This window comes from Chryseobacterium potabilaquae, from assembly GCF_902728265.1.
In the GTDB taxonomy this organism is placed as follows: domain Bacteria; phylum Bacteroidota; class Bacteroidia; order Flavobacteriales; family Weeksellaceae; genus Chryseobacterium; species Chryseobacterium potabilaquae.
Genome location: NZ_CACVBR010000008.1, coordinates 13,946 through 36,773, shown reverse-complemented (window position 1 = coordinate 36,773; position 22,828 = coordinate 13,946). Strand labels below are relative to the sequence as shown.

The 22,828-nt window shown below is 32.5% G+C and carries 21 protein-coding genes; 12 read left to right on the top strand and 9 right to left on the bottom strand.

Going from position 1 to position 22,828, the window contains the following annotated elements:
• Positions 1-138 precede the first annotated feature (138 nt).
• Positions 139-987 (top strand): hydroxymethylglutaryl-CoA lyase, encoded by an 849-nt coding sequence (locus CHRY9293_RS06450; RefSeq protein ID WP_162032243.1) that lies wholly within the window; start codon positions 139-141, stop codon positions 985-987.
• Positions 988-1,004: 17 nt separating this feature from the next.
• Positions 1,005-1,844, top strand: coding sequence for a sulfurtransferase (locus tag CHRY9293_RS06445; RefSeq protein WP_162032242.1), 840 nt, complete (start codon positions 1,005-1,007; stop codon positions 1,842-1,844).
• A gap of 38 nt (positions 1,845-1,882) precedes the next feature.
• Here CHRY9293_RS06445 and CHRY9293_RS06440 read toward each other — a convergent pair whose 3' ends face one another.
• From CHRY9293_RS06440 to CHRY9293_RS06425, 4 genes are read right to left on the bottom strand one after another with little or no spacing between them, the layout of a single operon-like run.
• Positions 1,883-2,209: an SUF system Fe-S cluster assembly protein gene (locus tag CHRY9293_RS06440; protein ID WP_162032240.1), complete on the bottom strand. Its 327-nt coding sequence runs from the start codon at positions 2,207-2,209 to the stop codon at positions 1,883-1,885.
• A 3-nt stretch (positions 2,210-2,212) separates the two neighbouring features.
• A complete protein-coding gene (locus tag CHRY9293_RS06435) occupies positions 2,213-2,914 on the bottom strand; it encodes a 3'-5' exonuclease (protein ID WP_162032238.1) in 702 nt (233 codons plus the stop codon).
• Between the two features lie 21 nt (positions 2,915-2,935).
• The gene (locus CHRY9293_RS06430) at positions 2,936-3,283 is read right to left on the bottom strand and encodes a tRNA-binding protein (RefSeq protein ID WP_162032236.1); all 348 of its coding nucleotides are present in this window, start codon (positions 3,281-3,283) and stop codon (positions 2,936-2,938) included.
• A complete protein-coding gene (locus CHRY9293_RS06425) occupies positions 3,280-3,789 on the bottom strand; it encodes a hypothetical protein (RefSeq protein WP_162032234.1) in 510 nt (169 codons plus the stop codon). The genes CHRY9293_RS06430 and CHRY9293_RS06425 overlap by 4 nt, the downstream gene beginning before the upstream one ends.
• 275 nt (positions 3,790-4,064) lie before the next feature.
• Here CHRY9293_RS06425 and CHRY9293_RS06420 point away from each other — a divergent pair, with 275 nt between their 5' ends.
• Complete coding sequence (locus CHRY9293_RS06420) at positions 4,065-5,600, top strand: YifB family Mg chelatase-like AAA ATPase (protein ID WP_162032232.1); 1,536 nt, start codon at positions 4,065-4,067, stop codon at positions 5,598-5,600.
• A 119-nt stretch (positions 5,601-5,719) separates the two neighbouring features.
• Here CHRY9293_RS06420 and CHRY9293_RS06415 read toward each other — a convergent pair whose 3' ends face one another.
• Together CHRY9293_RS06415 and CHRY9293_RS06410 are read right to left on the bottom strand one after the other, a co-directional pair.
• Entirely contained in the window at positions 5,720-7,921 is a 2,202-nt protein-coding gene (locus CHRY9293_RS06415) for a S46 family peptidase (protein ID WP_162032230.1), read from the bottom strand.
• A gap of 507 nt (positions 7,922-8,428) precedes the next feature.
• Complete coding sequence (locus CHRY9293_RS06410) at positions 8,429-8,830, bottom strand: hypothetical protein (protein WP_122545688.1); 402 nt, start codon at positions 8,828-8,830, stop codon at positions 8,429-8,431.
• A 1,007-nt stretch (positions 8,831-9,837) separates the two neighbouring features.
• Between CHRY9293_RS06410 and CHRY9293_RS06405 the strand changes: the two genes are divergently transcribed.
• From CHRY9293_RS06405 to CHRY9293_RS06375, 7 genes are all read left to right on the top strand, one after another.
• A complete protein-coding gene (locus tag CHRY9293_RS06405; protein ID WP_162032228.1) occupies positions 9,838-13,764 on the top strand; it encodes a non-ribosomal peptide synthetase in 3,927 nt (1,308 codons plus the stop codon).
• A gap of 328 nt (positions 13,765-14,092) precedes the next feature.
• A complete protein-coding gene (hflX, locus tag CHRY9293_RS06400; protein ID WP_162032227.1) occupies positions 14,093-15,316 on the top strand; it encodes a GTPase HflX in 1,224 nt (407 codons plus the stop codon).
• The gene (locus tag CHRY9293_RS06395; RefSeq protein ID WP_162032225.1) at positions 15,316-15,951 is read left to right on the top strand and encodes a DUF4919 domain-containing protein; all 636 of its coding nucleotides are present in this window, start codon (positions 15,316-15,318) and stop codon (positions 15,949-15,951) included. Before hflX ends, CHRY9293_RS06395 begins: the two co-directional genes overlap by 1 nt.
• A 16-nt stretch (positions 15,952-15,967) precedes the next feature.
• Complete coding sequence (locus CHRY9293_RS06390) at positions 15,968-17,254, top strand: cation:proton antiporter (RefSeq protein ID WP_162032222.1); 1,287 nt, start codon at positions 15,968-15,970, stop codon at positions 17,252-17,254.
• A gap of 14 nt (positions 17,255-17,268) precedes the next feature.
• The gene (locus tag CHRY9293_RS06385; protein ID WP_162032220.1) at positions 17,269-17,988 is read left to right on the top strand and encodes a DNA alkylation repair protein; all 720 of its coding nucleotides are present in this window, start codon (positions 17,269-17,271) and stop codon (positions 17,986-17,988) included.
• Positions 17,985-18,317 carry a DUF6122 family protein gene (locus tag CHRY9293_RS06380; RefSeq protein WP_228455481.1) on the top strand — a complete coding sequence of 111 codons (333 nt, stop codon included), beginning with the start codon at positions 17,985-17,987 and terminating at the stop codon, positions 18,315-18,317. The genes CHRY9293_RS06385 and CHRY9293_RS06380 overlap by 4 nt, the downstream gene beginning before the upstream one ends.
• A gap of 65 nt (positions 18,318-18,382) precedes the next feature.
• Positions 18,383-19,453, top strand: a complete 1,071-nt coding sequence (locus CHRY9293_RS06375; protein ID WP_162032219.1) for a calcium:proton antiporter — start codon at positions 18,383-18,385, stop codon at positions 19,451-19,453.
• A gap of 9 nt (positions 19,454-19,462) precedes the next feature.
• On the opposite strand, the gene CHRY9293_RS06370 is transcribed toward CHRY9293_RS06375, so the two are convergent.
• Positions 19,463-19,843: a group III truncated hemoglobin gene (locus tag CHRY9293_RS06370; protein ID WP_162032217.1), complete on the bottom strand. Its 381-nt coding sequence runs from the start codon at positions 19,841-19,843 to the stop codon at positions 19,463-19,465.
• Positions 19,844-19,965: 122 nt separating this feature from the next.
• Here CHRY9293_RS06370 and CHRY9293_RS06365 point away from each other — a divergent pair, with 122 nt between their 5' ends.
• Positions 19,966-20,454, top strand: a complete 489-nt coding sequence (locus CHRY9293_RS06365; protein ID WP_162032215.1) for a YkgJ family cysteine cluster protein — start codon at positions 19,966-19,968, stop codon at positions 20,452-20,454.
• Positions 20,455-20,568: 114 nt separating this feature from the next.
• On the top strand, positions 20,569-20,904 hold the full coding sequence (locus CHRY9293_RS06360) for a hypothetical protein (RefSeq protein WP_162032213.1): 336 nt from the start codon (positions 20,569-20,571) through the stop codon (positions 20,902-20,904).
• Positions 20,905-20,948: 44 nt separating this feature from the next.
• On the opposite strand, the gene CHRY9293_RS06355 is transcribed toward CHRY9293_RS06360, so the two are convergent.
• A complete protein-coding gene (locus CHRY9293_RS06355) occupies positions 20,949-21,320 on the bottom strand; it encodes an iron chaperone (protein ID WP_228455480.1) in 372 nt (123 codons plus the stop codon).
• Between the two features lie 129 nt (positions 21,321-21,449).
• Positions 21,450-22,808: an NADP-specific glutamate dehydrogenase gene (gene gdhA, locus CHRY9293_RS06350; protein WP_122545699.1), complete on the bottom strand. Its 1,359-nt coding sequence runs from the start codon at positions 22,806-22,808 to the stop codon at positions 21,450-21,452.
• Positions 22,809-22,828 lie beyond the last annotated feature (20 nt).

Genomic DNA, 22,828 nt, shown 5'->3' with positions numbered 1-22,828 from the left:
TGCTCTGAATAATTTATTTGGGATTGAATATCAGTGCTGAAAAAATCAAAATGAATATAAGTGTTTTGTAATTAGTGTTTTATGAAAATATTTGAAATTGTTTAGTTTTAATTATATTTGATAAAATCAAAAAGTAAAATGTTTCTTACCGAATGTCCTCGTGATGCAATGCAGGGTTGGGGAGAGTTTATTCCAACAGATAAAAAGATAGATTATATCAACTCTTTAATGGAAGTTGGTTTTGATGTATTAGACTGCTTGAGCTTTGTATCACCCAAAGCAATTCCACAAATGGCAGACTCTGATGAGGTTGCTGAAAATATTGATAAATCTTTGTCCAATACAAAAATATCCGCAATTATAGGAAATTATAGAGGGGCTGAAAAAGCATTAGAGCATCAGTCTGTTGATATTTTAGGTTTTCCTTTTTCTATTTCTGAAACCTTTCAGCATAGGAATACTAATAAAAGCCAAGAAGAAGCTTTTGATGAGGTTATTAAAATATGGGAGCTTGTGGAAAAGGAAAAAAAAGGATTGAACCTTTATTTTTCTATGGCTTTTGGAAATCCATACGGAGAAATGTGGAAGTGGGAAGATGTTGACTTCTGGGCCCAAAGGTTTTCAGAAATTGGGATCAAAGATATTTTACTTTCTGATACAACAGGGGTTGCCACCTCCAAAACGATAGCTCTTTTATTTGAAAAAATACCTCCAAAATACACTGAAATTAATTTTGGCGGACATTTTCATAATCGGTATGAAGATTCATATTCGAAATTAAAAGCCGCTTATGAGCAAGGTTGTAAAAGGTTTGATAGTGCAATCAAAGGAATAGGAGGCTGTCCTATGGCAAAAGATGATCTGGTAGGAAATATGCCTACAGAACAAGTGATTAATTTTATGAGTGTGGAGAAAGCTGATCATAAATTAAATTTACTCAACTTTGAGAGTTCTTATAATAAAGCCAAAGATATTTTTCATTTTTAAAAACTATAATTAATAATATGTGTCCAATCATTTCTGCACTTGAATTAAAAGAAATTTTTTATAACGAAAACCTCATTATTCTTGATGCGAGAGTGGGCAAGGAGATGTATCAAAGTTACCTTAAGAAGCATATTAAAGGGGCAAGATATATTGATTTGGATAAAGATTTGGCGGAAATAGGAGATGATGCAGCGTATGGAGGAAGGCATCCACTTCCAACGATTGAAAAATTTGCAGGTGTTCTTTCCAGATTAGGAATCTCAAGTAATTCTCATATGGTAATATACGATGATAAGAATGGAGCAAATGCTGCTGCAAGAGTTTGGTGGATGTTAAAAGCTTTTGGATTTGACCGCGTTCAGGTATTAGATGGTGGATTTCAGGCTGCAGAAAAAAAAGGCTTGGAATTTTCGTGGGGTGAAGAAATATTTGATACAGAAATATTGATCAAAAAGAAAGATTGGATTTTGCCAATTTCCAGCCTAGAAGATGTTGAAAATGAACTGCAACATAACTCTTCAACGGTAATTGATGTGAGAGACGCTTATCGTTATAAGGGTGAGTCCGAACCTATTGATTTGGTTGCCGGACATATTCCTGGAGCGATTAATATACCTTTTTCTGAAAATCTGGATCAGAATGGATATTTTCTTGATCCGAAGGAAATAAAAGAAAAGTATTCAAAAATTTTACAAAATAAATCCCAGGATCTTATTATTCATTGTGGTTCCGGTGTTACAGCATGTCATACTATTTTAGCTTTAGATTATGCCGGATTCCCGATTCCTAACTTATATGTAGGTTCATGGAGTGAATGGAGTAGAAGGGATGGAAAAAAGATAGCAACAGAAAATTAAATAAAAACCTCAGAAAATAATTCTGAGGTTTACTATTTTTAAAGCATTCCTAGCTCAAATTTGGCTTCTTCGCTCATCATATCTTTATTCCAACTTGGTTCAAACGTGAGCTCTAAATCTACACTGTTTACCTGTTCTACTTCTGCAACTTTATCTTTCACTTCTTGTGGAAGAGTTTCCGCAACCGGACAGTTTGGAGTAGTAAGGGTCATTATAATTTTTACGTCACCATCATCAGAGATTTGTACATCATAAACAAGTCCCAATTCATAAATATCCACCGGAATTTCAGGGTCATATACGGATTTGAGGACTTTGATGATTTCTTCACCAATGTCAGCAATTTGATCGTCTGTAAATTTCATTTTTTAATCTAAATTGATATACCTTTTCAACAAATCTTCCTGACGCATTCGTCGGAAGATATTTGACAAAGTTAATACATCTTTTTCACAATATTTGACTATTCTTTGCAAGTCTTTTTCTATGTAATAAATTGATGAAACCATTGAACCATCAATATCGTCTTTGGGAGTAGGAATTCCAAAGACATGAGCCAGTAATTCGAGAGATACAAAACTTTTATAATCTCCGAATTTCCAAAGCTCCATAGTATCAATATGAGGTATTTCCCAAGGTTTTTTTCCAAACATTTGAAAAGGAGCAGGAGGAAGCATTCCATTAATTAAAAATCTTCTTGCAATCCATGGAAAGTCAAATTCTTTTCCATTATGAGCGCACAGAATCACATCTCGAAGTCTTGGACTATTAAAAATTTCACCAAACTCGATTAATATTTTCTTTTCATCATCATCAGCAAAGCTTTTGATTTTCAATGTGTCATTTTTTTCGAGCATACCGATGGAAATGCAGATAATTTTTCCAAACTCTGCCATAATTCCGGCTTTATCATAAAATTCTTCCGCACTAATGTCCTCTTTTCTTTGAAATTTGGTTTTCTTATCCCAAAGTTTTTGCTCGGTTTCCGGTAACTCATCCCATGATTTTGAATTGGGAACTGTTTCTATGTCAAGAAATAAAATCCTTTCTAAAGGAATATTTTGTATCATATGTGTTTACTATTTTAAATTTTAACCAACTTGCATTCCATTTTTGGTAGGTAATGAGGGGGTTAGCAGCGTAACGTTATTTTTATCTTCTCCATAAACTCCTAATATGAGGCATTCACTAAAAAAATTTGCAATCTGTTTTTTCGGAAAATTAACAATTGCTAAAATCTGTTTGCCAATCAAATCTTCTTTTGTGTAGAATGCAGTAATTTGAGCGGATGAATTTCGTATCCCTAGCTCTCCAAAGTCTATTTCTAATTGAAACGAAGGTTTTTGAGCTTTTTCGAAATCTTTTACGGATAGTATAGTCCCTGTTCGTATATCAAGTTTTTCAAAATCAGACCAGGCGATTTCTGGTTTTATATTCATGGTAATGAGTTAATTAAGTTTTCAATGTCTGTTTTCTGTGTGGAATATCTTTTTTGTAATAAAGAGTCTTCACCCATACGTTTATAATATTCTAAAGCTTTATTTCCAAAAGCTTTTTTGTAATAATCTATAACTTCAGGAATCTGTGGAAAAATTTTATGAAAAAGCATTTCATAATAGGCCTGGAATTCCCTTTCATTTTTGTCCTCAATAATTTGTCCTGGAGCTTTTTGCCTTACATGTAACATTTCATGAGCAATCATATTCAGGACAAGATCAAGATCAAAGTCAAATAAATTCTTTGGAATCATTACTTTTTGGGGCATTCCCAATTCTCCTTCAGCAGTAAGAAGCAATGAAGTAGAGGATAGCTCATCTCGAAATCCAAATCCTGCAAAGTTTTCATGCTCAAGATTAAAAGAATGAATCAAATATTGGGCAGCATCTATAATTTGATCATGACTTTTATATGCATTAAGATGTAATTTGATTTGATCAAAATTCATGCGACATTTCTTTTTAACAAAAGTATTAAAATAAAGAAACTTAAAAATAAGATGTTGATATAAATTATCCATAGAGGGTATTATCTTTACTTTTATAAAATATTTTTTTGAAATAAAATAAATACTCAAAATGAGTAAACATGTGAGATAGGCATGAAATGGTGTAATTTGTAATTTATTTTTTTTCGATTATCATTGTTTGTTGTTGATGATGTAAATAATAAGTAATATTTTTAAAAATAATAAATTGATTACATTTACACCAAAACATAATAATGCTTGTCAAGATTTACGGAAGCGCAATTCATGGAGTTGCAGCACAGACTATTACAATTGAAGTGAATGTGGATACGGGTGGGGTAGGATATCATTTGGTAGGTCTTCCTGATAATGCGATAAAAGAAAGTAGTTATAGAATTTCTGCTGCATTAAAAAATGTAGGGTATAAAATTCCGGGGAAGAAAATCACGATTAATATGGCGCCGGCAGATCTTAGAAAAGAAGGATCTGCATATGACTTAAGCATTGCTATTGGTATTTTAGCCGCGTCAAACCAGATTTTAGCTGAAAATATTCAAGATTATATTATAATGGGTGAGCTTTCGTTAGATGGAAGTTTACAACCAATTAAAGGTGTTTTGCCGATAGCCATTCAGGCCCGAGAAGAAGGATTTAAAGGGATTATTTTGCCTAGACAAAATACGAGGGAGGCGGCTATTGTTAATAATCTGGATGTATACGGAGTGGAGAATATTAGTGAAGTTATTGATTTTTTTAATGAAGGAAAGCCTATTGAAAAAGTAGAACTGGATACTAGAAAAGAATTTGAAGATAAGATCAATGATTTTCCATTTGATTTTTGTGAAGTTAAAGGTCAGGAGACTGCTAAAAGAGCAATGGAAGTAGCTGCCGCTGGTGGACATAATATTATTTTAATTGGCCCTCCGGGAAGTGGTAAAACAATGTTGGCGAAAAGAATACCAAGTATTTTACCACCTCTTACCATAAAAGAAGCATTAGAAACTACAAAAATACATTCTGTTGCAGGTAAGATGGGTACAGAAACATCTTTGATGACTGTTAGACCTTTTCGTGCTCCTCATCATACAATATCTGACGTGGCGCTTGTGGGAGGAGGAGGCTACCCTCAGCCGGGAGAAATTTCTTTAGCTCATAATGGGGTTTTATTCTTGGATGAAATGCCGGAATTTAAAAGAACTGTTCTTGAGGTAATGAGACAACCATTGGAGGATCGTGAGGTCACAATTTCAAGAGCTAGATTTACAGTAAATTATCCTTCTAGTTTTATGCTTGTTGCTTCTATGAATCCAAGTCCAAGTGGATTTTTTCCTGATGATCCTAATAATACATCTACGGTTTATGAAATGCAACGATATATGAATAAACTTTCAGGTCCTTTATTAGATAGAATTGACATTCATATAGAGGTTCAAAAGGTGGAATTTGAACAATTGGCAGAAAAGAGGAAAGGAGAAAAAAGTGAGGATATTCGAAAGCGTGTTTTAAGGGCACGCGAGATTCAACAAGAGCGATACAAGGATTTGAAAATAAGTTATAATGCACAGATAGGTTCTCGAGAAATCGAAGCTTTTTGTGAGTTGGATGAAGTATCTTTTAACCTCATAAAATTGGCGATGGAGAAACTAAATTTGTCTGCTAGAGCATATGATCGTATTTTAAAAGTCGCGAGAACGATTGCAGATTTAGAAGAGTCTAAAAATATTTTGTCTCATCATATCTCAGAAGCAATACAGTATAGAAGCTTAGATAGAGAGTTTTGGAATGGATAAAAGTTGAATCGTATTATACCAAAAGTAAATGGAGTTGAGTCTTGCTAATAATAAAGTTAACCGTACATAAAAAAGCCGTGAAAATCTACTTTCACGGCCTTTTTCTATATCATTGAAGATTATTTTTTCTTTTTACCTGTATTTTTTAAATGATCAGGTTTAGCTGCACGTGTTTTTGTATCAGCGGGTGTATTTTCATCTCGGACTAATTGTAATTCATCAATTAATCTTCTAGCACCAGCATATTTGTCAATGGTCCAAAGAACAAAACGGACATCTACATTGATTGTTTTTTGCCATTCAGGTTCAAAAACGATATCTCCACTTAGTGCTTCACTGTTTCCGTCAAATGCAATTCCGATAAGGTTTCCATCTCCATCGATTACAGGAGAGCCAGAGTTTCCACCGGTAATATCATTGTTTGATAAGAAATTTACAGGCATATATCCTTTAGAATCGCCATATTGCCCAAAGTCTTTTAAATTATAAAGGTCAATAACTCTTTGAGGTAAATCAAATTCTTCATCCCCTTTTTTATATTTCCCTACAAGACCTGTCATATCTGTATAGTAGTTGTCAGTAATGCCAAAATAATTTCTATCAGTTCTGATGGGTAATTTATCTACTGTTCCATAAGTCAATCGCATAGTAGAATTTGCATCTGGATAGAATTTCTTTTCTGGATTAGCTTTCATTAATCCATCTAAAAATAGGCGATTATTTTTAGCGAAATTGTCATCAATTTTTACGAATCTTTCAGTAGAAGCTGTTTGATCTGCAACGATTCCGTTAGCAATTTTCCAAAGAGGGTCTGCATCTAGTTTTAGACGATCTGGATTTAATACAAAATTCGTTACAGAGGATTTATTAGCAAAAATTGAAGAATATGCGACATTAGATAAATTATTTGAATCTAATCCCATGATAGTAGGAGATGCTACATCTTTATTTACTTTACTTTGGTATAAGTGTACCATAGAATTAAGCATTTCTCCTTCAAGATTAGTATTAATTTTATCATATGCTGTTTTAATAGCATCTTCTACTTTAGCTTTCATAGCTAATCTTCCTTGCATATCTTGCTCTGCATACGCTTTAAGAACTGGACCTATTTGTAGTGCTAAGTTAAAGTATTTTACATTTTTTAAAAGCTGAGTAGAATAATTTCTTTCAATATTTCTATTGGACACTTGCTTATAATATGTTGCAATATCTTCTAAGACACCATCATAATCACTTTTTCCGGCAGACCAAGTTCTATAGCCGGCTTCTATATTTTGCTTATCAGTTATTGTCCCATTTTTGATAACTGCGTCAATGGTTCCCTGTCTGTTTTTCCAGTAGTTTGCAACAGAAGCATATTGAGAAGCATAATTCAACTGTGTTGCCTTCTCTTTGTTCATATACTTCTTCATGACATCCATTGCTAGTTTAGATGCTTCTACCCAAGCAGGATAGTCTTTGTTTACCATCTGTTCAATACCATAAGATGTTAAATAACGATTAGTTCTTCCTGGGTATCCCAAAATCATTGAGAAGTCACCAGGTTTAATTCCTTTAAGTGAAACAGGTAAGAAATGTTTTGGTTTTAAAGGAGTGTTGCTAGGTGAATATTCAGATGGATTTCCTGCCGCATTTGCATATACTCTGAATACGGTGAAGTCAGCTGTATGTCTTGGCCATTCCCAGTTGTCGGTATCTCCTCCGAATTTTCCTAATGACATAGGGGGAGCACCGACTAGTCTAATATCTTTATAATCTTGGTAAACAAAATAATAAAATTCATTTCCATTAAAGAAGTCTTTTACGATTACCGTATATTTTCCATTTTCAGAATTCTCAGTTTGAATAGCTTTTATTTCATTATCAATGGCTGTTTTTCTTTCTTCTCCAGACATTGTATTATTAAGCTTGGCATTAATTCTTTGGGTAGCATCGTCCATTCTTACTAAGAATCTTACATAAAGGCCTTTTGCATTGAACTCATCTTTTTGTTTCATTGCCCAGAAGCCATTCTTTAAATAATCTTTTTCTGGGGTTGAAGCTGCAGCAACGGCATTCAGCCCACAATGGTGGTTGGTAAAGATAAGTCCTTGATCAGAAACAATCTCTCCTGTACAAAATCCACCAAAACTTACAATGGCATCTTTTAAACTTGAATTGTTCACAGAGTAAATTTCTTCAGGTGTCAAATGCAATCCCTCTTTTTGCATGTCTACACCGTTGAGTCGTTTGATGAGCATTAACAGCCACATCCCCTCATCCGCTCTCATTTGAGCAAAGCTCAATAAAAAAGTGAATAGTAGAAATAGTCTTTTCATTTTATAGAATAATTTTTGTGTCGCTAATTTAGTAATTTTTATACTATTCTTTCGGGATTGAGACGAAAATGGATAGTCATTTTAGGATGAAAGAAATTTCTCTCTTTTTTATCTTGGGAATATAATTTAGAAGATATTTCTTTAGAATAAAAACACGATTTTCAATGATAATAAGTCTTGAGTGGTTGTGAATAATATTCTTAATTAGTTTTAATTTATATGAAAAAAAACACTTTGATGAGCTTGCTTATGAATTGAAGAAATTCTTTTGTCGATAGTGTGAATATTGGCCTTTGTACAATAAAAATTGGAATAATTTTGATTTTTTCTCTATAAAAATGCCCCTAAAAGGCTCTAACTTTTAAGGGCGGTCTAATATAATAAGTGGAAGTTTATTAATTTGCTAAACACTTTAGAAAATGTATAGTGAGAGCAGTTTCTATTCTAGATAATAATTAAGAATATAGATTAATAGGAGCTGTTCATTATTGCAGAATAATTTAAAAATTACCAGTTTTCTATTATCGCTGCCAGAACTTTTCCAATGGCCTCACCAATTTTTTCTTGCATTTTCCATTTAAAGTCATCCCATTGTTTAGGTGTCATTTGATACTTTTTAAGAATATCTTTAATTGCTTGTGTTGCCAAAAGGGCCTCTAATTTTTCTTTTTTGCTCGGCTTTTTTAGAGCAGCTTGTACACCTGCATCATTATATAATCTTTTTGCAATGTAGGCCATTTTAATAGCCTTTTCGAGTTTTTGCTTAATACCACTAAGGCTAATTCTAGGTTGCACCGCTCCCGGCTTATTCATTTCGTCAAGCTCATGTTGAGCTTTCTCACCTTCAGCAATATAGGCTTCTATTTTTTTTATATCCTCTGGCTTTAAGTGATAATCATTATTTTCCATATTTTAAAATATTTTGGTGATTTGTGTACTTAAATGTATAATAAAAAAATCAAAAATTAAATTATTCGTAAATAAAGTTCGATTTGATACATAATTTAATTTTACGTTATTTTGCCTATCTATGGTTTTATTGGGAAGGGGATTCGTATTTTTTCAAATAATTGTTTTCAACCGCTCATTTAAGGAGGTGACTTGCCTTTCTTTTGTGATAATAGAAAATAAAATTTCCAATAAATATTATGTGCTTTTTTTACGCAGTTTGATTTTCTAACGTATTTAATGTTTAAAAACGGATAGTATGAAAGGATGTTTTCTTCAAAAAATAGTGAGCCAAGTTTATAATTTTCCTGTTAATGATTTTTCAATTTTTGTGCTTTATTTGGGTAGATAATTTGGTAAATGTCTATTTTTGTTGGTTTATTTTGCTTTTATGGGTTTAAATTTGCTATATTCGCAATTGAAAAGGAGTAAGATGAAAAATGAATTTAATAGTTGCTTATCATCTATAAGCAGTGTGCTTAACGGTGTCTTACTGTTAGCATTTAATTACAAAAAAACAAAAATAAAATTTCCCAAAATGCCATACTAAATAATAAAAGATAGTTTTTATTGGATATTTTTATATTGATTAAATCTACCAGAATATATTTTAAATGTATTTAGTGAGTGCTAGAATATATTTACAGAGTAGATTTCTATTATCATAAAATTGAAATAAGCTATAAACTTAACTCAATCAAGGAATAATCATTATTAAGGTTGTATCCTAACCTATTTAATTCCTAACGAAAGGAGCAAAAGATAATTTATTGTAGGTATAAACTTTTCCATAATTCTTTTATGGAAAAAGGAGGTTTATTATTAATTTTTAAGTATAAGATCAATATAATGAACAGGTTTTAATATATCTGTTCCGGATATACTTATTCCTATTTGTAAACTATCTATGATTTTACTGCTACAACTTAACATTTACATAACACATAAATAAAACAACATAATTAATTATGAATTTAGAAACTTTAATAAAGTTAACGCCTTACCAATCAGTATTTTATAATGAGTGGGCTCTACGTCCATCCAGAAGTGATTATAATATAGTTTTTACGGATCAATCTATGTCTGGGAATATAGATATTAAAAGGCTCAACTCCAGCTTAATAAGATTTGTAAATGAAAATTTATTAGTAAATAGTAATGTGGTCTGTGGACCTGATGGGTTGTTTTGGAAGAAGAGAGGTTTGTTAGGAGAAGGGGATTCTATTCTTTCTTTTTTTTCTGAAGAGCCTAACTCTGAGGAAATTCTACAATTAGCATTAATGCCTTTCGATCTTGAAAAAGATCAATTGGTAAGATTCTACGCGATAAAATTAAATAATGGTAAATATCGAATTATTTATATTTTTTCTCATATTCTAGTAGACGGGTTAAGTGCTAATTTTCTTTATAATGAACTGGCTAATTATTATAATAATTCCGATTATGTGAACCCGATAAGTCTTACAGAACAAATGGAGCTGCATCATAATTTGAATGATCAATTTGATGCTATATTAGAAAATGGAAAATCGGGAATGAATAATTTTTGGGAAGAACATTTGGGGGATGTAGAGAGCATTGGTTTTAAATTTTTACAATCCTCTGGGGCTTTCTCTACGTTTGATAAACAAGAAAAACTAATTAATTCAGTTAGTGAACTCCGTTTTGAGTTTTGTGATGAAGTTTTTTCAAAAGTAAAAAATTTAACGAGAGATTATAAGCTCACTCCCAATACTTATGGACAATTGATATTGGCTATTTTACTTCACCGAATGTCAGGGATAAATAATTTGGTGATTAATTATCCAGTGGGGATTAAAGAAGGCCGAGACTTCATATTTGGGGCTCATGTAAATACGGTTTTAAAAGGGTATTATTTTAATTCTTCAAGTACGCTAGGTGATCTCCTAGATCAAAATATAAAATATGTTAGAAATCTAAAAAAAACCAAGGCAGCCTATCTTCCTGTAGGAGAGTTAACTAGTGGTATTCCGAAATCAGAAATACTTGAATTTGGATTTGCACAAACTAACCTCAAAGATGTTTTTATCCAATACGATGGAACCTATGATACAATTGTTAATCATGAACTTAATATCGATTTGCCTGGAAAAATTTTATTTGAACAAGAGATAAAGGATGGGCAGCTTAATTATAGAGTTAAATATGATAATTTAGAATTAAGTACTGAACTCGTAACAAATTTTACGGAATTTTATAGAATTTTATTTATTGAAGTTTTAGATGACTTATTAAGTAAAAACACCCACCATCTCATATCTGATTATAATTTGCTAAATGAAGATATGTACAACAAGATAGTTCATAATTGGAATAAAACGAATGTCAAATATGATCCTTTAATTACTATACATAGGCTTTTTGAAAAACAGGTTGAAAAGACTCCTGAAAATATTGCTATAGTATATGACGGAACTTATTTGTCTTATCGAGAATTGAATGAGAAAGCGAATCAACTTGCCCATTATTTATTAGCAGAATATAAAATTAAACCTGATGAACTTATTCCATTATGTTTGGAGCGGTCCGAGAAAATGCTGATTGCAATTCTAGGAGTTTTGAAAGCAGGTGGGGCATATGTTCCTATGGATTCGAGCTATCCCGATGAGAGGATTGATCATATCTTGATGGATACGGGCGCAAAGATAGTTATAACGGAAGAGAAGACGGTTGATAGGATTTATAGTGTAGGGTTGTTATATGATCAAAAAATAATAAGCTTAGATAATGAAGAAATTAGTGCAGATATTGAAGTGTATTCTAAAGACAATTCTATTACAGAAACAAGCTCGAAGAATCTGGCCTATGTAATTTATACGAGTGGAACAACAGGAAAGCCTAAAGGTGTAATGATTGAGCATACAGGTGTTGTGAATCTTATTAACTTTATGATAAAATCACATAAATTTGAAAGCTATAAAAATGTGGGATGCTATTCTAATTATGTATTTGATGCTTTTGTATGTGAAGCGTTCCCTGTTTTAAGCAATGGGAATACATTATGGCTTTATAACAATGAATTAAGATATTCGGTAAAAGATCTTAATGAGTATATTAAAAATAATAATATTGAGGTTTCATTCATTCCTCCTGTATTGTTAAAAGAAGTTATTGCCGATACCAGTCTTAAGTTGATTTTTGCTGGAGGTGAAAATTTTCCAGATATTGATAGAGATAAGACGGATATTTTTTTTATTAATGAATATGGTCCTACTGAAACTACGGTATGTGCTACTTCTCATAACTATTATGAAGATGGTAATCCAGCCAATATTGGTCGTCCTATAGACAATACTTCTATATATGTTTTGGATAAGTGCTTGCGTCCTGTTCCTGCAGGAGTAGTGGGGGAATTGTATATTGGAGGGGCAGGTATTTGTCGTGGTTATGTAAACCTTCCAGATCTAACAAGCGAACGTTTTCTCCCTAACCCTTTTCAAACCGAAGAAGAATATTTGCGTGGTTATAATGGACGTATTTATAAAACAGGTGATTTGGTACGCTATCTTCCTGAAGGTGGAATTGAATATTTGGGACGTAATGACTTTCAGGTAAAAATCAGAGGATTTCGAATTGAACTTGGAGAGATAGAGAGTGTACTTTTACAACACAAGGATATTAATAAAGCAATCGTATTAGGAAAGACTCATTCAACAGGAGAGAAGTATTTAGTTGCTTACTATATGTCAGAAGTTGCTGTTGATCACGATGGTCTTTCGAGATATCTTTTGAATTCACTTCCCGATTATATGGTTCCATCAGCATATGTTCATTTAGAAGATTTACCTATTACGATCAATGGGAAGCTAGATACAAGATCATTGCCTGATCCTTCTTTTTCCTTTGAAAAAGAATACGTAGGACCTCAGAACGAATTGCAAAATGAACTAGTTAATATTTGGGGGAAGATATTGGGAATTACTAGAGATAAAATCAGTATTTGGGATGACTTTTTTCAATTAGGAGGTAATAGTGTAATGGTAATAAAGTTTATAAATGAAGTACAGTATAATCTAGGTATACCACTTAAGGTTCTGGATGTTTTTCATGAGAGGACTATTCTTGCATTATCCTCTATGATGATTAACCAAACAAAAGAATATAAGCCAATAATTTCTCTTAATAGTGCCGAAGATAAACCTAATATGTTTCTCATTCATCCGGGAGGAGCGGGATGTGAAGTGTATAAGTCGCTTGCTGAAAATTTGAAATTAGATTATCATTGTTATGGAGTTGACTCTTATAACTTATATAATGAAGAAAAAATTGATAGTCTAAATGAGCTAGCAACATATTATTTGAAATATATTGAAACTGTTCAAGAAGGAAGTGAGCAGGAGGGATATATTTTATTAGGATGGTCTTTAGGAGGGCAAATTGCTTTGGAAATAGCGTCTCAACTGGAAAAAAGAGGATATAAAAAAATTACGGTATATCTATTGGATACAATACTTTATTCATTAGATCCTAAGTTACTGAGCTTCTCTTTATTGCCTTCGGATGAAGAGATCAGTCTAAAATACCAAACCCCAATTAATAGCGATTACTTTTTTAAGATTAAGAAATTCTTGTCAGTGGAACTTGCAATTTCAAAACAGAATATATCTTCCAATCTTAAATTGTCAAAGACAGTTTTACTGAAAGCAATGCTTAAAGAAGAAAATGAAAATGCCTTACTTACGAGTTATGTAGAGCAATTAATGTGTAATAATATTGATTTGGTGATTGAAAATCCTAGCTTGTTGGATGTTCATCCGCTCCATATATCGCATTATTCCATATTAGATAAAGAACAACAGATCATTAATATTATAAAAGAACGTTTAAGTTGGAAATCAACTAAAGTTTTTAAAGAAAAAAGACACTTAATATAGTGGTGGATTAGATAAAAAATATAAATAAAATATAAGATGAGAAGAAAGGGTATTGTTATGATGCTTTATAAAAAAAATTGATAATTCTAAATGTTTATAATTGTATGCGGGATGATCTAAAAAAGATCATCCCGCATTTTTTAGCTTTTTTAAATAATAAAATGACTAGTGATTTAATGAGTTTATATCGGGAAGAGCTGAATGTTGAATATGCTTAATTAAACAGATTAATTTAAAGAATAATCATAATTATTTCTCCAAAAGTTAAGTTTGTATTTTTTCTTTAAAAATGTTATCTTGTAAAACTCATAAACATAGATAGAATTTAATGCTAGAAAAGAAAGAACATAGTTATGAAAAAGCGGTTTTGGTAGGATTAATAACCAAAGACCAAGATGAGGAAAAGCTACAGGAATATATGGATGAACTGGAGTTTTTAGCTTACACGGCAGGAGCTACAGTCGAAAAAAGATTTACTCAAAAATTATCACAACCTGATTCCAAGACATTTGTTGGAAGTGGGAAGGCTTTAGAAATAAAAGATTATGTAAAAGAAAATGAGATAGGAACTATTATTTTTGATGATGAACTTTCCCCGTCACAACTTAAAAACTTAGAGAGAGAGCTTGAGGTCAAAATTCTTGATAGAACCAATCTTATTCTTGACATTTTTGCCCAAAGAGCACAAACGTCTTATGCAAGGACTCAAGTGGAATTAGCACAATATGAATATCTTTTGCCTAGGTTAACAAGAATGTGGACCCATTTGGAGCGTCAGAGAGGGGGAATTGGAATGAGAGGTCCAGGGGAAACAGAAATTGAAACTGACCGTCGAATTATCCGTGATCGAATTTCTTTATTAAAAGATAAGCTGAAGATCATAGATAAACAAATGGCTACCCAGAGAAATAACAGAGGAAAAATGGTGCGTGTTGCACTGGTAGGGTACACCAACGTCGGAAAATCTACCTTAATGAATGCTCTTTCTAAATCTGAAGTTTTCGCGGAAAATAAATTATTTGCGACGTTAGATACAACAGTAAGAAAAGTGGTTATTGGTAATTTGCCGTTTTTATTGACTGATACAGTAGGGTTTATAAGAAAATTGCCGACGCAATTGGTGGAATCTTTTAAATCTACTTTGGATGAAGTTAGAGAGGCGGATTTATTGATCCATGTGGTGGATATTTCTCATGAAAGTTTTGAAGATCATATAGATTCTGTTAACCAGATTTTACAGGAAATAGATGCTCATAAAAAACCGATGATTATGGTTTTTAATAAGATCGATGATTTTAGCTATGAAAGAAAAGATGATGATGATCTTACACCCTCTACCAAAAAAAATATTTCTCTTGAAGAATGGACAAAAACTTGGATGGCAAAATCAAAATTCCCAACTGTTTTTATTTCAGCCTTAACAAAAGAGAACTTTCCTGAAATGAAAAGGTTAATCTATGATGAGGTTATGAAAGTTCATATTTCAAGATTCCCTTACAATGATTTCCTTTTTGAATATTTTGATGAAGAAGAGGAAGAAAAAAACAATTAATGAAATATTATTTTTTCCTTTTACTTATTGTAACTCCGATTTTTGGTTTCACTCAAAAGCCAAAATTGGATTTTAATAGTATTGAGAAAAACCTCAATAATACAGAGTCTTCATACAACTATGAAAAACTTATATTTAAATATAAAGGTTTTCCCAAATCTTTAGATAGTATTGAGGCAGAGCATCTTTATTATGGAAGAAATTTTAGCGATAGTATAGTATCTACCTCAGATGAAGACTTTAAAACATTGGCACATGCATTCAAGGATAACAATTTTGAAGATTGTATAAGATTAGGAAAAATACTTTATAATAAGGACCCTACTAATCTTGATGTTTTGCTTATTCTTCTGCGAGCTTACGATACGAAACATGACGAGAACAATTTTATACATCATTTAGTTCAATTTAGGACTTTAACAGATGCTATAAAAAGTTCAGGAGATGGTAAATCTGAAAAAACAGCCTACGTAGTGAATACGATAGGAGATGAGTATATTTTACTTAATATCCTCAATATTGGATCGGATTATAAAAGACAAAATTCAAACCCTACTAAAGATGGGATGTTTGATATCTGGGAAAAAGATAAGAACACAATACTCTATATAAAAGTTCTTTATTTAAATCTATAATTTTAAAAATAGTTTAGTGGAGTTATATTATTCATTTTCGGCCTTAATAGTTTTAGCATCAATATTTGCCTATCTTAACTATAGATTTCTGAAACTTCCAAGTACAATTGGAATTATGGTGATTGCTATTGTTGTTTCTATATTCTTAGTTTCGTTTGGGGAAACTATACTACCTAGAACATTTGGTCATCTCCATGACTTAATGAACAGTATTGATTTTACAGAAGTATTAATGGGGGCTATGCTTAATTTTCTTTTATTTGCAGGGGGTATTCATATTAATATAGATGATCTTAAAGAACAATTTTGGCCGGTTGTTGTATTTTCAACAGCAGGAGTCGTCATATCTACTTTTGTAGTGGGGTTTGGAATGTATTATTTACTACCTATTACGGGTTTGGAGCTTCCTTTTATTTATTGTTTGCTTTTCGGAGCGTTAATTTCTCCTACAGATCCGGTTGCTGTATTAAGTATTCTGAAACAAGCAAACGTTTCTAAAGCATTAGAAACAAAAGTGGCAGGAGAATCCCTTTTCAATGACGGTATGGCGGTTGTGGTTTTTACCGTTGTCTTACAATTGGCTATTGGAGAACATGTTGATCTGGGAGTTGAAAGTATTGGGATATTATTAATGAAGGAAGCCGGCGGAGGATTATTATTAGGTGTTATTTTAGGGTGGATAACCTCTAGGTTGATGCGAGAGGTTGATGATTATATTATTTCTGTTTTAGTAACGCTTTCTGTGGTAATGGGAGGTTACCTTGTGGCAAGACAAATGCATATTTCAGGCCCTTTAACTATGGTTGCTGCAGGATTATTTATGGGTAACTTTAATATGAAGTTTAAAATGAAGTCCGTTACGCAGGATTATCTTATTAAATTTTGGGAACTTATAGATGAGATTCTTAATGCTGTCCTATTTTTATTTATTGGTTTTGAACTTTTATTGATAAAAGATTTAACTAATTTCATGATTCCGGGTGTAATTGCCGTTGTGGTCGTTTTATTGGCAAGGGTGATTTCCATTTGGGGACCTACAAAGTTTATGTCTTTTAAAACGCGTTTTAGTCCACAAACTATAAAAGTACTTGTCTGGGGAGGAATCCGGGGTGGAGTTTCTATAGCCCTAGCTCTATCAATTCCTAAAAATGAATATAGTAATATTGTTTTAAGTATTACTTACTGTGTGGTAGTCTTTTCTATTATAGTTCAAGGTCTTACTATTGCTAAAGTTGCCAATCCAAATAAGATTGCAAAGGAAGAACAGGAGCAAGAAAGTATTGTAGCAGAGAAGATGGAATAATAGACTAAAAAGCAATGGGTAATATTATCAATGAAATTAAGGAAGCATTAGCTGTTTTATCAATTCCTGAAAAGGCGGAATTTTTTCCAAAATTCTTTAAAACAGGCAAAGGTGAGTATGGAGAAGGGGATTTATTTTTAGGAGTGAAGGTTCCGGATCAAAGAATAGTTGCCAAAGAGTATTATTCAAAAATAGATTTAAAAGAACTTGGGGAGTTAATTTCTTCAAAGTATCATGAACATAGATTAACAGCGTTGTTTATCTTAATACATAAATTTGAGAAGACAAAAACGGCTAAAGAAAAAGAAGAGTTTGTAACTTTCTATCTGAATAATTTGCCTTATGTCAATAATTGGGATCTTGTAGATTCTAGCTGTTATAAGATTTTGGGACGATATGCTTTTGAAAACCGGCAAGACGAATTATTAAGAAATCTCTCAAATTCAGAAGAAATGTGGTATAAAAGGATCGCAGTAGTGGGAACGATGTATTATGTGAAAAAAGGGAACTTTGAATTAACAAAAGAATTCGTAACATATAATTTGAAGCACGTACATGATCTCATGCACAAAGCAAATGGTTGGCTATTGAGGGAAATGGGGCAGAAGAATGAAAATGAATTGATTAACTACCTTAATAAATACTATAAAGATATGCCAAGAACCTGTCTCAGGTATGCAATTGAAAAGTTAGATGAGGAAATTAGACAGGATTACCTTAAAGGAAGGATATGATGGATTGTCTATTTTGGAAAACAGGAATGCATTATTTTTTACATTTCGTATTTCCCGTTTTTATTGCACTTATTTTTTATCCTCAAAAATGGAAAAAAGTATACTTAATTCTATTAGCAACAATGTTAGTGGATTTGGACCACCTATTTGCTAATCCTATTTTCGATCCCACGAGAAATAGTATAGGATTTCATTTTTTACATTCATATTATGCTATCGCGGTGTATTTTTTATTATTCTTTTGTAAAGGAAATATAAGAATTATTGCAATTGGCCTTTTATTTCATATGTTGACGGATTACCAGGATTTTAATCTATGGTGTCACTAAATATTATTAATATTCTCTTTTAATTCCTCAAATTTCATAGATTTTTTGTATTTTGTAAACACTTTATGAAATTAAAAGAACTCATACACTATACTTATATTATCCCTATTCTTGCCGTAGGTTATTACTTTATGGGATTCATGGGCAAAGGTGTTATCTATGATGTAGTAGCAGGTTTTTTATTGACAGGGAGTGTTTTGTCGGCTGTACATCATGCAGAAGTCGTTGCCCATAGAGTAGGAGAACCTTTTGGAACAATTATCTTGGCTCTTTGTATTACTATTATTGAAGTTGCTTTAATTATCTCATTGATGGTAGCAGGAGGTGAACAAGCAATTACGCTGGCTAGAGATACAGTCTTTGCAGCGGTAATGCTCATTTTAAATGGAATCTTGGGAATATGTATTCTGGTAGGAGGAGTAAAATATTATGAGCAGTTTTTTGCAAGAACTTCAGCAACAACTTATCTTGTGAGTATAGTTTCGATATTGGTTTTAACTTTAGTCTTACCTAATTTTACATCAAGTGTTAACGGCCCCTTTTATAATGAGGCACAGCTAACGTTTGTTTCCATTGCCTGCTTAGTAATATATGGTGTTTTTTTGATGGTTCAGACGGTAAGACACAGAAGTTACTTTATAGTTCCTGAAGAGCATCCCGAAGAACATTATATTCCTAATTTAAGTAAGACAGCTGCAAGCTTCATTTTTTTAGTTGTATGTTTAGGAATTGTGGTATTAATGGCAAAAGGTCTTTCCGGAACAATCGAGAATATGGTACAAAGTGTTGGAGCCCCTAAGTCTTTAGTCGGTGTTATTATTGCTGCGGTAGTATTATTACCTGAAGGTATGGCAGCAATTCGAGCAGCAAGAATCAATCAGATTCAGTCAAGTTTGAATCTTGCATTAGGTTCAGCCTTAGCTAGTATTGGGCTCACTATTCCTGCAGTATCGACTGTTTGTATTATGTACGATATGCCATTAGTCCTTGGTTTGGATAAAAAGGATATTATCTTGCTTTCTTTGTCTGTTTTTATTGTAATGCTTTCCTTAAGCCGTGGCAAAACAAATATACTTTATGGGACCGTTCTATTGGTAAATTTGGCAGCGTATATTTTTACTGTAATTGTGCCTTGATTTTAGTTGTTAAAGTCTTCTTGCTATATCCATTTTGAAAGCCATTAATTTGGCAATATTTTCTGCTTTATAGATTGCTGTATCTGCATTTTCTCCTGTGAAATTTTCCTCGACAGTGGTTTTCCAAAGCTCCACCCATCTATCAAAATGTTTTTGTTCCATTGCTTGAATTTCATTGATAGGAAAATGAACTCCCATTGGATTTCCTTTGTAAGACATTTGGCCAAAAAGAATAGTTTCCCAAAAAGAATACATTTTAGGTAAGTGTTTATCCCAGTTTACATTGGCGATATCATTAAAAAAGGAGCTAATGGTCTCATCTATAATTACTTTTTTATAAAATGAGTTGACAAGTAACTCTATGTCTTCTCTTGATTCTAGTTTTTTCATGATTCAAAGTTACTGTATAATCAAATGAAAAACAGATAATACAAGTTGATAAATTTCATAAAAACAATTATTTTATCTTTGCATGGAATGACGTTTTGATGTATTTGGAAACATATAAATTGATGGACTTAGAATCATACAGAGAGCAGGCTATAAAGAAGCAGAAAGAGCATAAAAAATTTCTAGACGGATTAAAGAAGAAACCGCCTAAAAATCTCGATTACATTGTACAAAAAAACCACGATGATGTATTTAGAGATATTAATTGTCTACAGTGTGCCAATTGTTGTAAAACGACAGGACCTCTTTATACTGAAAAAGATATTGAACGTATTGCTAAGCATCTTAAGATGAAGGCTGCTGATTTTGAGGCTAAGTTTTTAAGGACGGATGAGGATAATGATAAAGTATTACAAAACTTGCCGTGCTACTTTTTAAACGATGATAATACCTGTTCAATTTATGAAGTGCGACCAAAAGCTTGTCGTGAATATCCTCATACAGATCGGAAAAAAATTTATCAAATCAATAATTTGATGATAAAAAATACTTTAATATGTCCCGCCGCATTTGAATTTGTAGAGAGAATTAAGAAAAATTTGATAAAATAGGCTGTAATCCAAAATCCTCTTAAATAGTTGTAAAGTACGTTAAATAAGCATTTTGCAAACAATTTTGCAAATAAAACACCGTTTAATTTAAACAACCATTTAAAATAATAATTTATGAAAAAGTTAGTTTTAGCTGCGGGGTTTACATTAGTCGGAATTATTGCAGTATCAGCACAAACAGAAGTACAAGATTCTATTCATTCATCAACGGCTCAGCCGGAGCAGTCAAATACACAGAATATGAATGGCTGGAATTCTTCAAGTACAGATTTAGCTGCTGCGGCATCACGAAATCAAAAGGGTAGTGATAATGCAGAAATTTCATCAGATTCTTCAAAAGTGGGGGATATGAATGGCGTTAACGCGAATAAAGATATTCATACGGAAGGAATAAAACCTACTGATATGAAAAATGAAGAAGGAAGCGACTCAAAAAATAAGAAGCCATAATAAACCATAAGATAGTAAAGTAGAAGAATCCTGAATATGTATTTTCAGGATTTTTTATTTTGCTCAATTTCCCAGATCCGAAACTTTACAATTTTCTGTATTAAATCCATAGGTAAATCAGTATTAATAGGAAACTGTACGGCCCCTTTTGAGAACTTATAGTTATAGTTCACAAAATCTTGCATAAAATTTTTTATGGCTTCTGCTCCTGGATAAAGACCAATATGATTTTTGTACCCTGCAAAATAAATTAATGGTCTTTCTTTATATTTGAAAGCTGGCATTTGATATCCTATATACTCTTCTATATTGGACATTTGAGAATGAATTAATTCTCTTAATAAATAGAGTTTTTTCTGAGTACTTTCAGGGAATGATCCAATGTATTCATCTATATGTTGAAAAGCTTTATTCATCATATAAATATAAAAAAAGCATTGATATATTCAATGCTTTCTTCTTTTTCAGTTTTACTTTTTTCCCTATTATTCCCGGGAACAGGTTATATTAAAAAGGGTCGAGAAATTTTTCCCAACCCTTGTATTTTAGACAACTCCTTGAGCCAGCATTGCTTCTGCTACTTTTACAAAGCCTGCAATATTTGCACCTTTTACATAGTTTACATATCCATCTTCTTCTTTTCCATAATCTCTACATGCTTTATGAATTCCGATCATAATCTCTTTCAATCTTGCATCAACTTCCTCAGATGTCCAATTAAGGCGAATTGAATTTTGAGTCATTTCAAGCCCGGAAGTTGCCACACCACCGGCATTAGATGCTTTTCCAGGAGAAAATAATACTTTGCTATCTAAAAAGTAATTAATAGCATCTAAAGTTGAAGGCATATTAGCAGCTTCAGTCACACAAATACAGCCATTTTCAACAAGTACTTTGGCATCATCGAAGTCTAATTCATTTTGTGTGGCTGAAGGAATAGCAACGTCACATTTTACTTCCCATGGGCGTTTTCCTGGGTGGAATACTGCAGAAGGATATTTTTTAGCATAATCTTCCGCTCTGTTATTTCCAGAAGCTCTAATTTCTAATAAATAATCTATTTTTTCTCCACTTATTCCATCTTTATCATAGATATACCCATCAGGGCCGGATATAGTTACAACTTTAGCTCCAAGCTCAGTTGCTTTTTTAATTACTCCCCAAGCTACATTACCAAAACCTGAAACTGTAACTGTTTTATCTTTAAAAGTTTGGCCAATGGTCTTTAGCATTTGTTCAGCAAAGTAAACGACCCCATAGCCGGTTGCCTCTGGACGGATAAGAGATCCACCATAAGCAAGTCCTTTACCTGTAAGAACGCCCGTAAACTCATTTCTTATTTTTTTGTATTGACCAAATAAATAACCGATTTCTCTGGATCCTACACCGATATCTCCTGCAGGAACATCTGTCTCAGGACCTATATGCTTGCACATTTCTGTCATAAAAGCTTGACAAAAACGCATTACTTCCATATCTGATTTGCCTTGAGGATCAAAATCAGACCCTCCTTTACCTCCTCCCATTGGAAGAGTTGTTAAGGAATTTTTAAATACTTGTTCAAAAGCTAAAAATTTAAGAACGGATAGGTTTACCGTTGGATGGAAACGTATTCCTCCTTTATATGGACCAATGGCAGAGTTCATTTGAATTCTGAAACCTCTGTTTACTTGAATCTCTCCTTTATCATCAACCCATGGAACTCTGAAAATAATAACTCTTTCAGCTTCAGCCATTCTTTCTAGAAGTTTCATACCCGTATATTCTTTCTTTGTCATAATAAACGGAATTACCGTTACGGCAACTTCTTTTACGGCTTGTAAAAATTCTGGCTCATTAGGGTTTTTTGCCTCGATTTTTGCAATAAACTCTTGGATTTTCTGGTCAATATTATATTGTTCCATATATTAAGGTTGAATATTAT

Coding starts and splice junctions, on each gene's coding strand:
- CHRY9293_RS06450 (WP_162032243.1), top strand. CDS start 139: ATGTTTCTTACCGAATGTCCTCGTGATGCAATGCAGGGTTGGGGAGAG.
- CHRY9293_RS06445 (WP_162032242.1), top strand. CDS start 1,005: ATGTGTCCAATCATTTCTGCACTTGAATTAAAAGAAATTTTTTATAAC.
- CHRY9293_RS06440 (WP_162032240.1), bottom strand. CDS start 2,209: ATGAAATTTACAGACGATCAAATTGCTGACATTGGTGAAGAAATCATC.
- CHRY9293_RS06435 (WP_162032238.1), bottom strand. CDS start 2,914: ATGATACAAAATATTCCTTTAGAAAGGATTTTATTTCTTGACATAGAA.
- CHRY9293_RS06430 (WP_162032236.1), bottom strand. CDS start 3,283: ATGAATATAAAACCAGAAATCGCCTGGTCTGATTTTGAAAAACTTGAT.
- CHRY9293_RS06425 (WP_162032234.1), bottom strand. CDS start 3,789: ATGAATTTTGATCAAATCAAATTACATCTTAATGCATATAAAAGTCAT.
- CHRY9293_RS06420 (WP_162032232.1), top strand. CDS start 4,065: ATGCTTGTCAAGATTTACGGAAGCGCAATTCATGGAGTTGCAGCACAG.
- CHRY9293_RS06415 (WP_162032230.1), bottom strand. CDS start 7,921: ATGAAAAGACTATTTCTACTATTCACTTTTTTATTGAGCTTTGCTCAA.
- CHRY9293_RS06410 (WP_122545688.1), bottom strand. CDS start 8,830: ATGGAAAATAATGATTATCACTTAAAGCCAGAGGATATAAAAAAAATA.
- CHRY9293_RS06405 (WP_162032228.1), top strand. CDS start 9,838: ATGAATTTAGAAACTTTAATAAAGTTAACGCCTTACCAATCAGTATTT.
- hflX (WP_162032227.1), top strand. CDS start 14,093: ATGCTAGAAAAGAAAGAACATAGTTATGAAAAAGCGGTTTTGGTAGGA.
- CHRY9293_RS06395 (WP_162032225.1), top strand. CDS start 15,316: ATGAAATATTATTTTTTCCTTTTACTTATTGTAACTCCGATTTTTGGT.
- CHRY9293_RS06385 (WP_162032220.1), top strand. CDS start 17,269: ATGGGTAATATTATCAATGAAATTAAGGAAGCATTAGCTGTTTTATCA.
- CHRY9293_RS06380 (WP_228455481.1), top strand. CDS start 17,985: ATGATGGATTGTCTATTTTGGAAAACAGGAATGCATTATTTTTTACAT.
- CHRY9293_RS06375 (WP_162032219.1), top strand. CDS start 18,383: ATGAAATTAAAAGAACTCATACACTATACTTATATTATCCCTATTCTT.
- CHRY9293_RS06370 (WP_162032217.1), bottom strand. CDS start 19,843: ATGAAAAAACTAGAATCAAGAGAAGACATAGAGTTACTTGTCAACTCA.
- CHRY9293_RS06365 (WP_162032215.1), top strand. CDS start 19,966: ATGGACTTAGAATCATACAGAGAGCAGGCTATAAAGAAGCAGAAAGAG.
- CHRY9293_RS06360 (WP_162032213.1), top strand. CDS start 20,569: ATGAAAAAGTTAGTTTTAGCTGCGGGGTTTACATTAGTCGGAATTATT.
- CHRY9293_RS06355 (WP_228455480.1), bottom strand. CDS start 21,320: ATGAATAAAGCTTTTCAACATATAGATGAATACATTGGATCATTCCCT.
- gdhA (WP_122545699.1), bottom strand. CDS start 22,808: ATGGAACAATATAATATTGACCAGAAAATCCAAGAGTTTATTGCAAAA.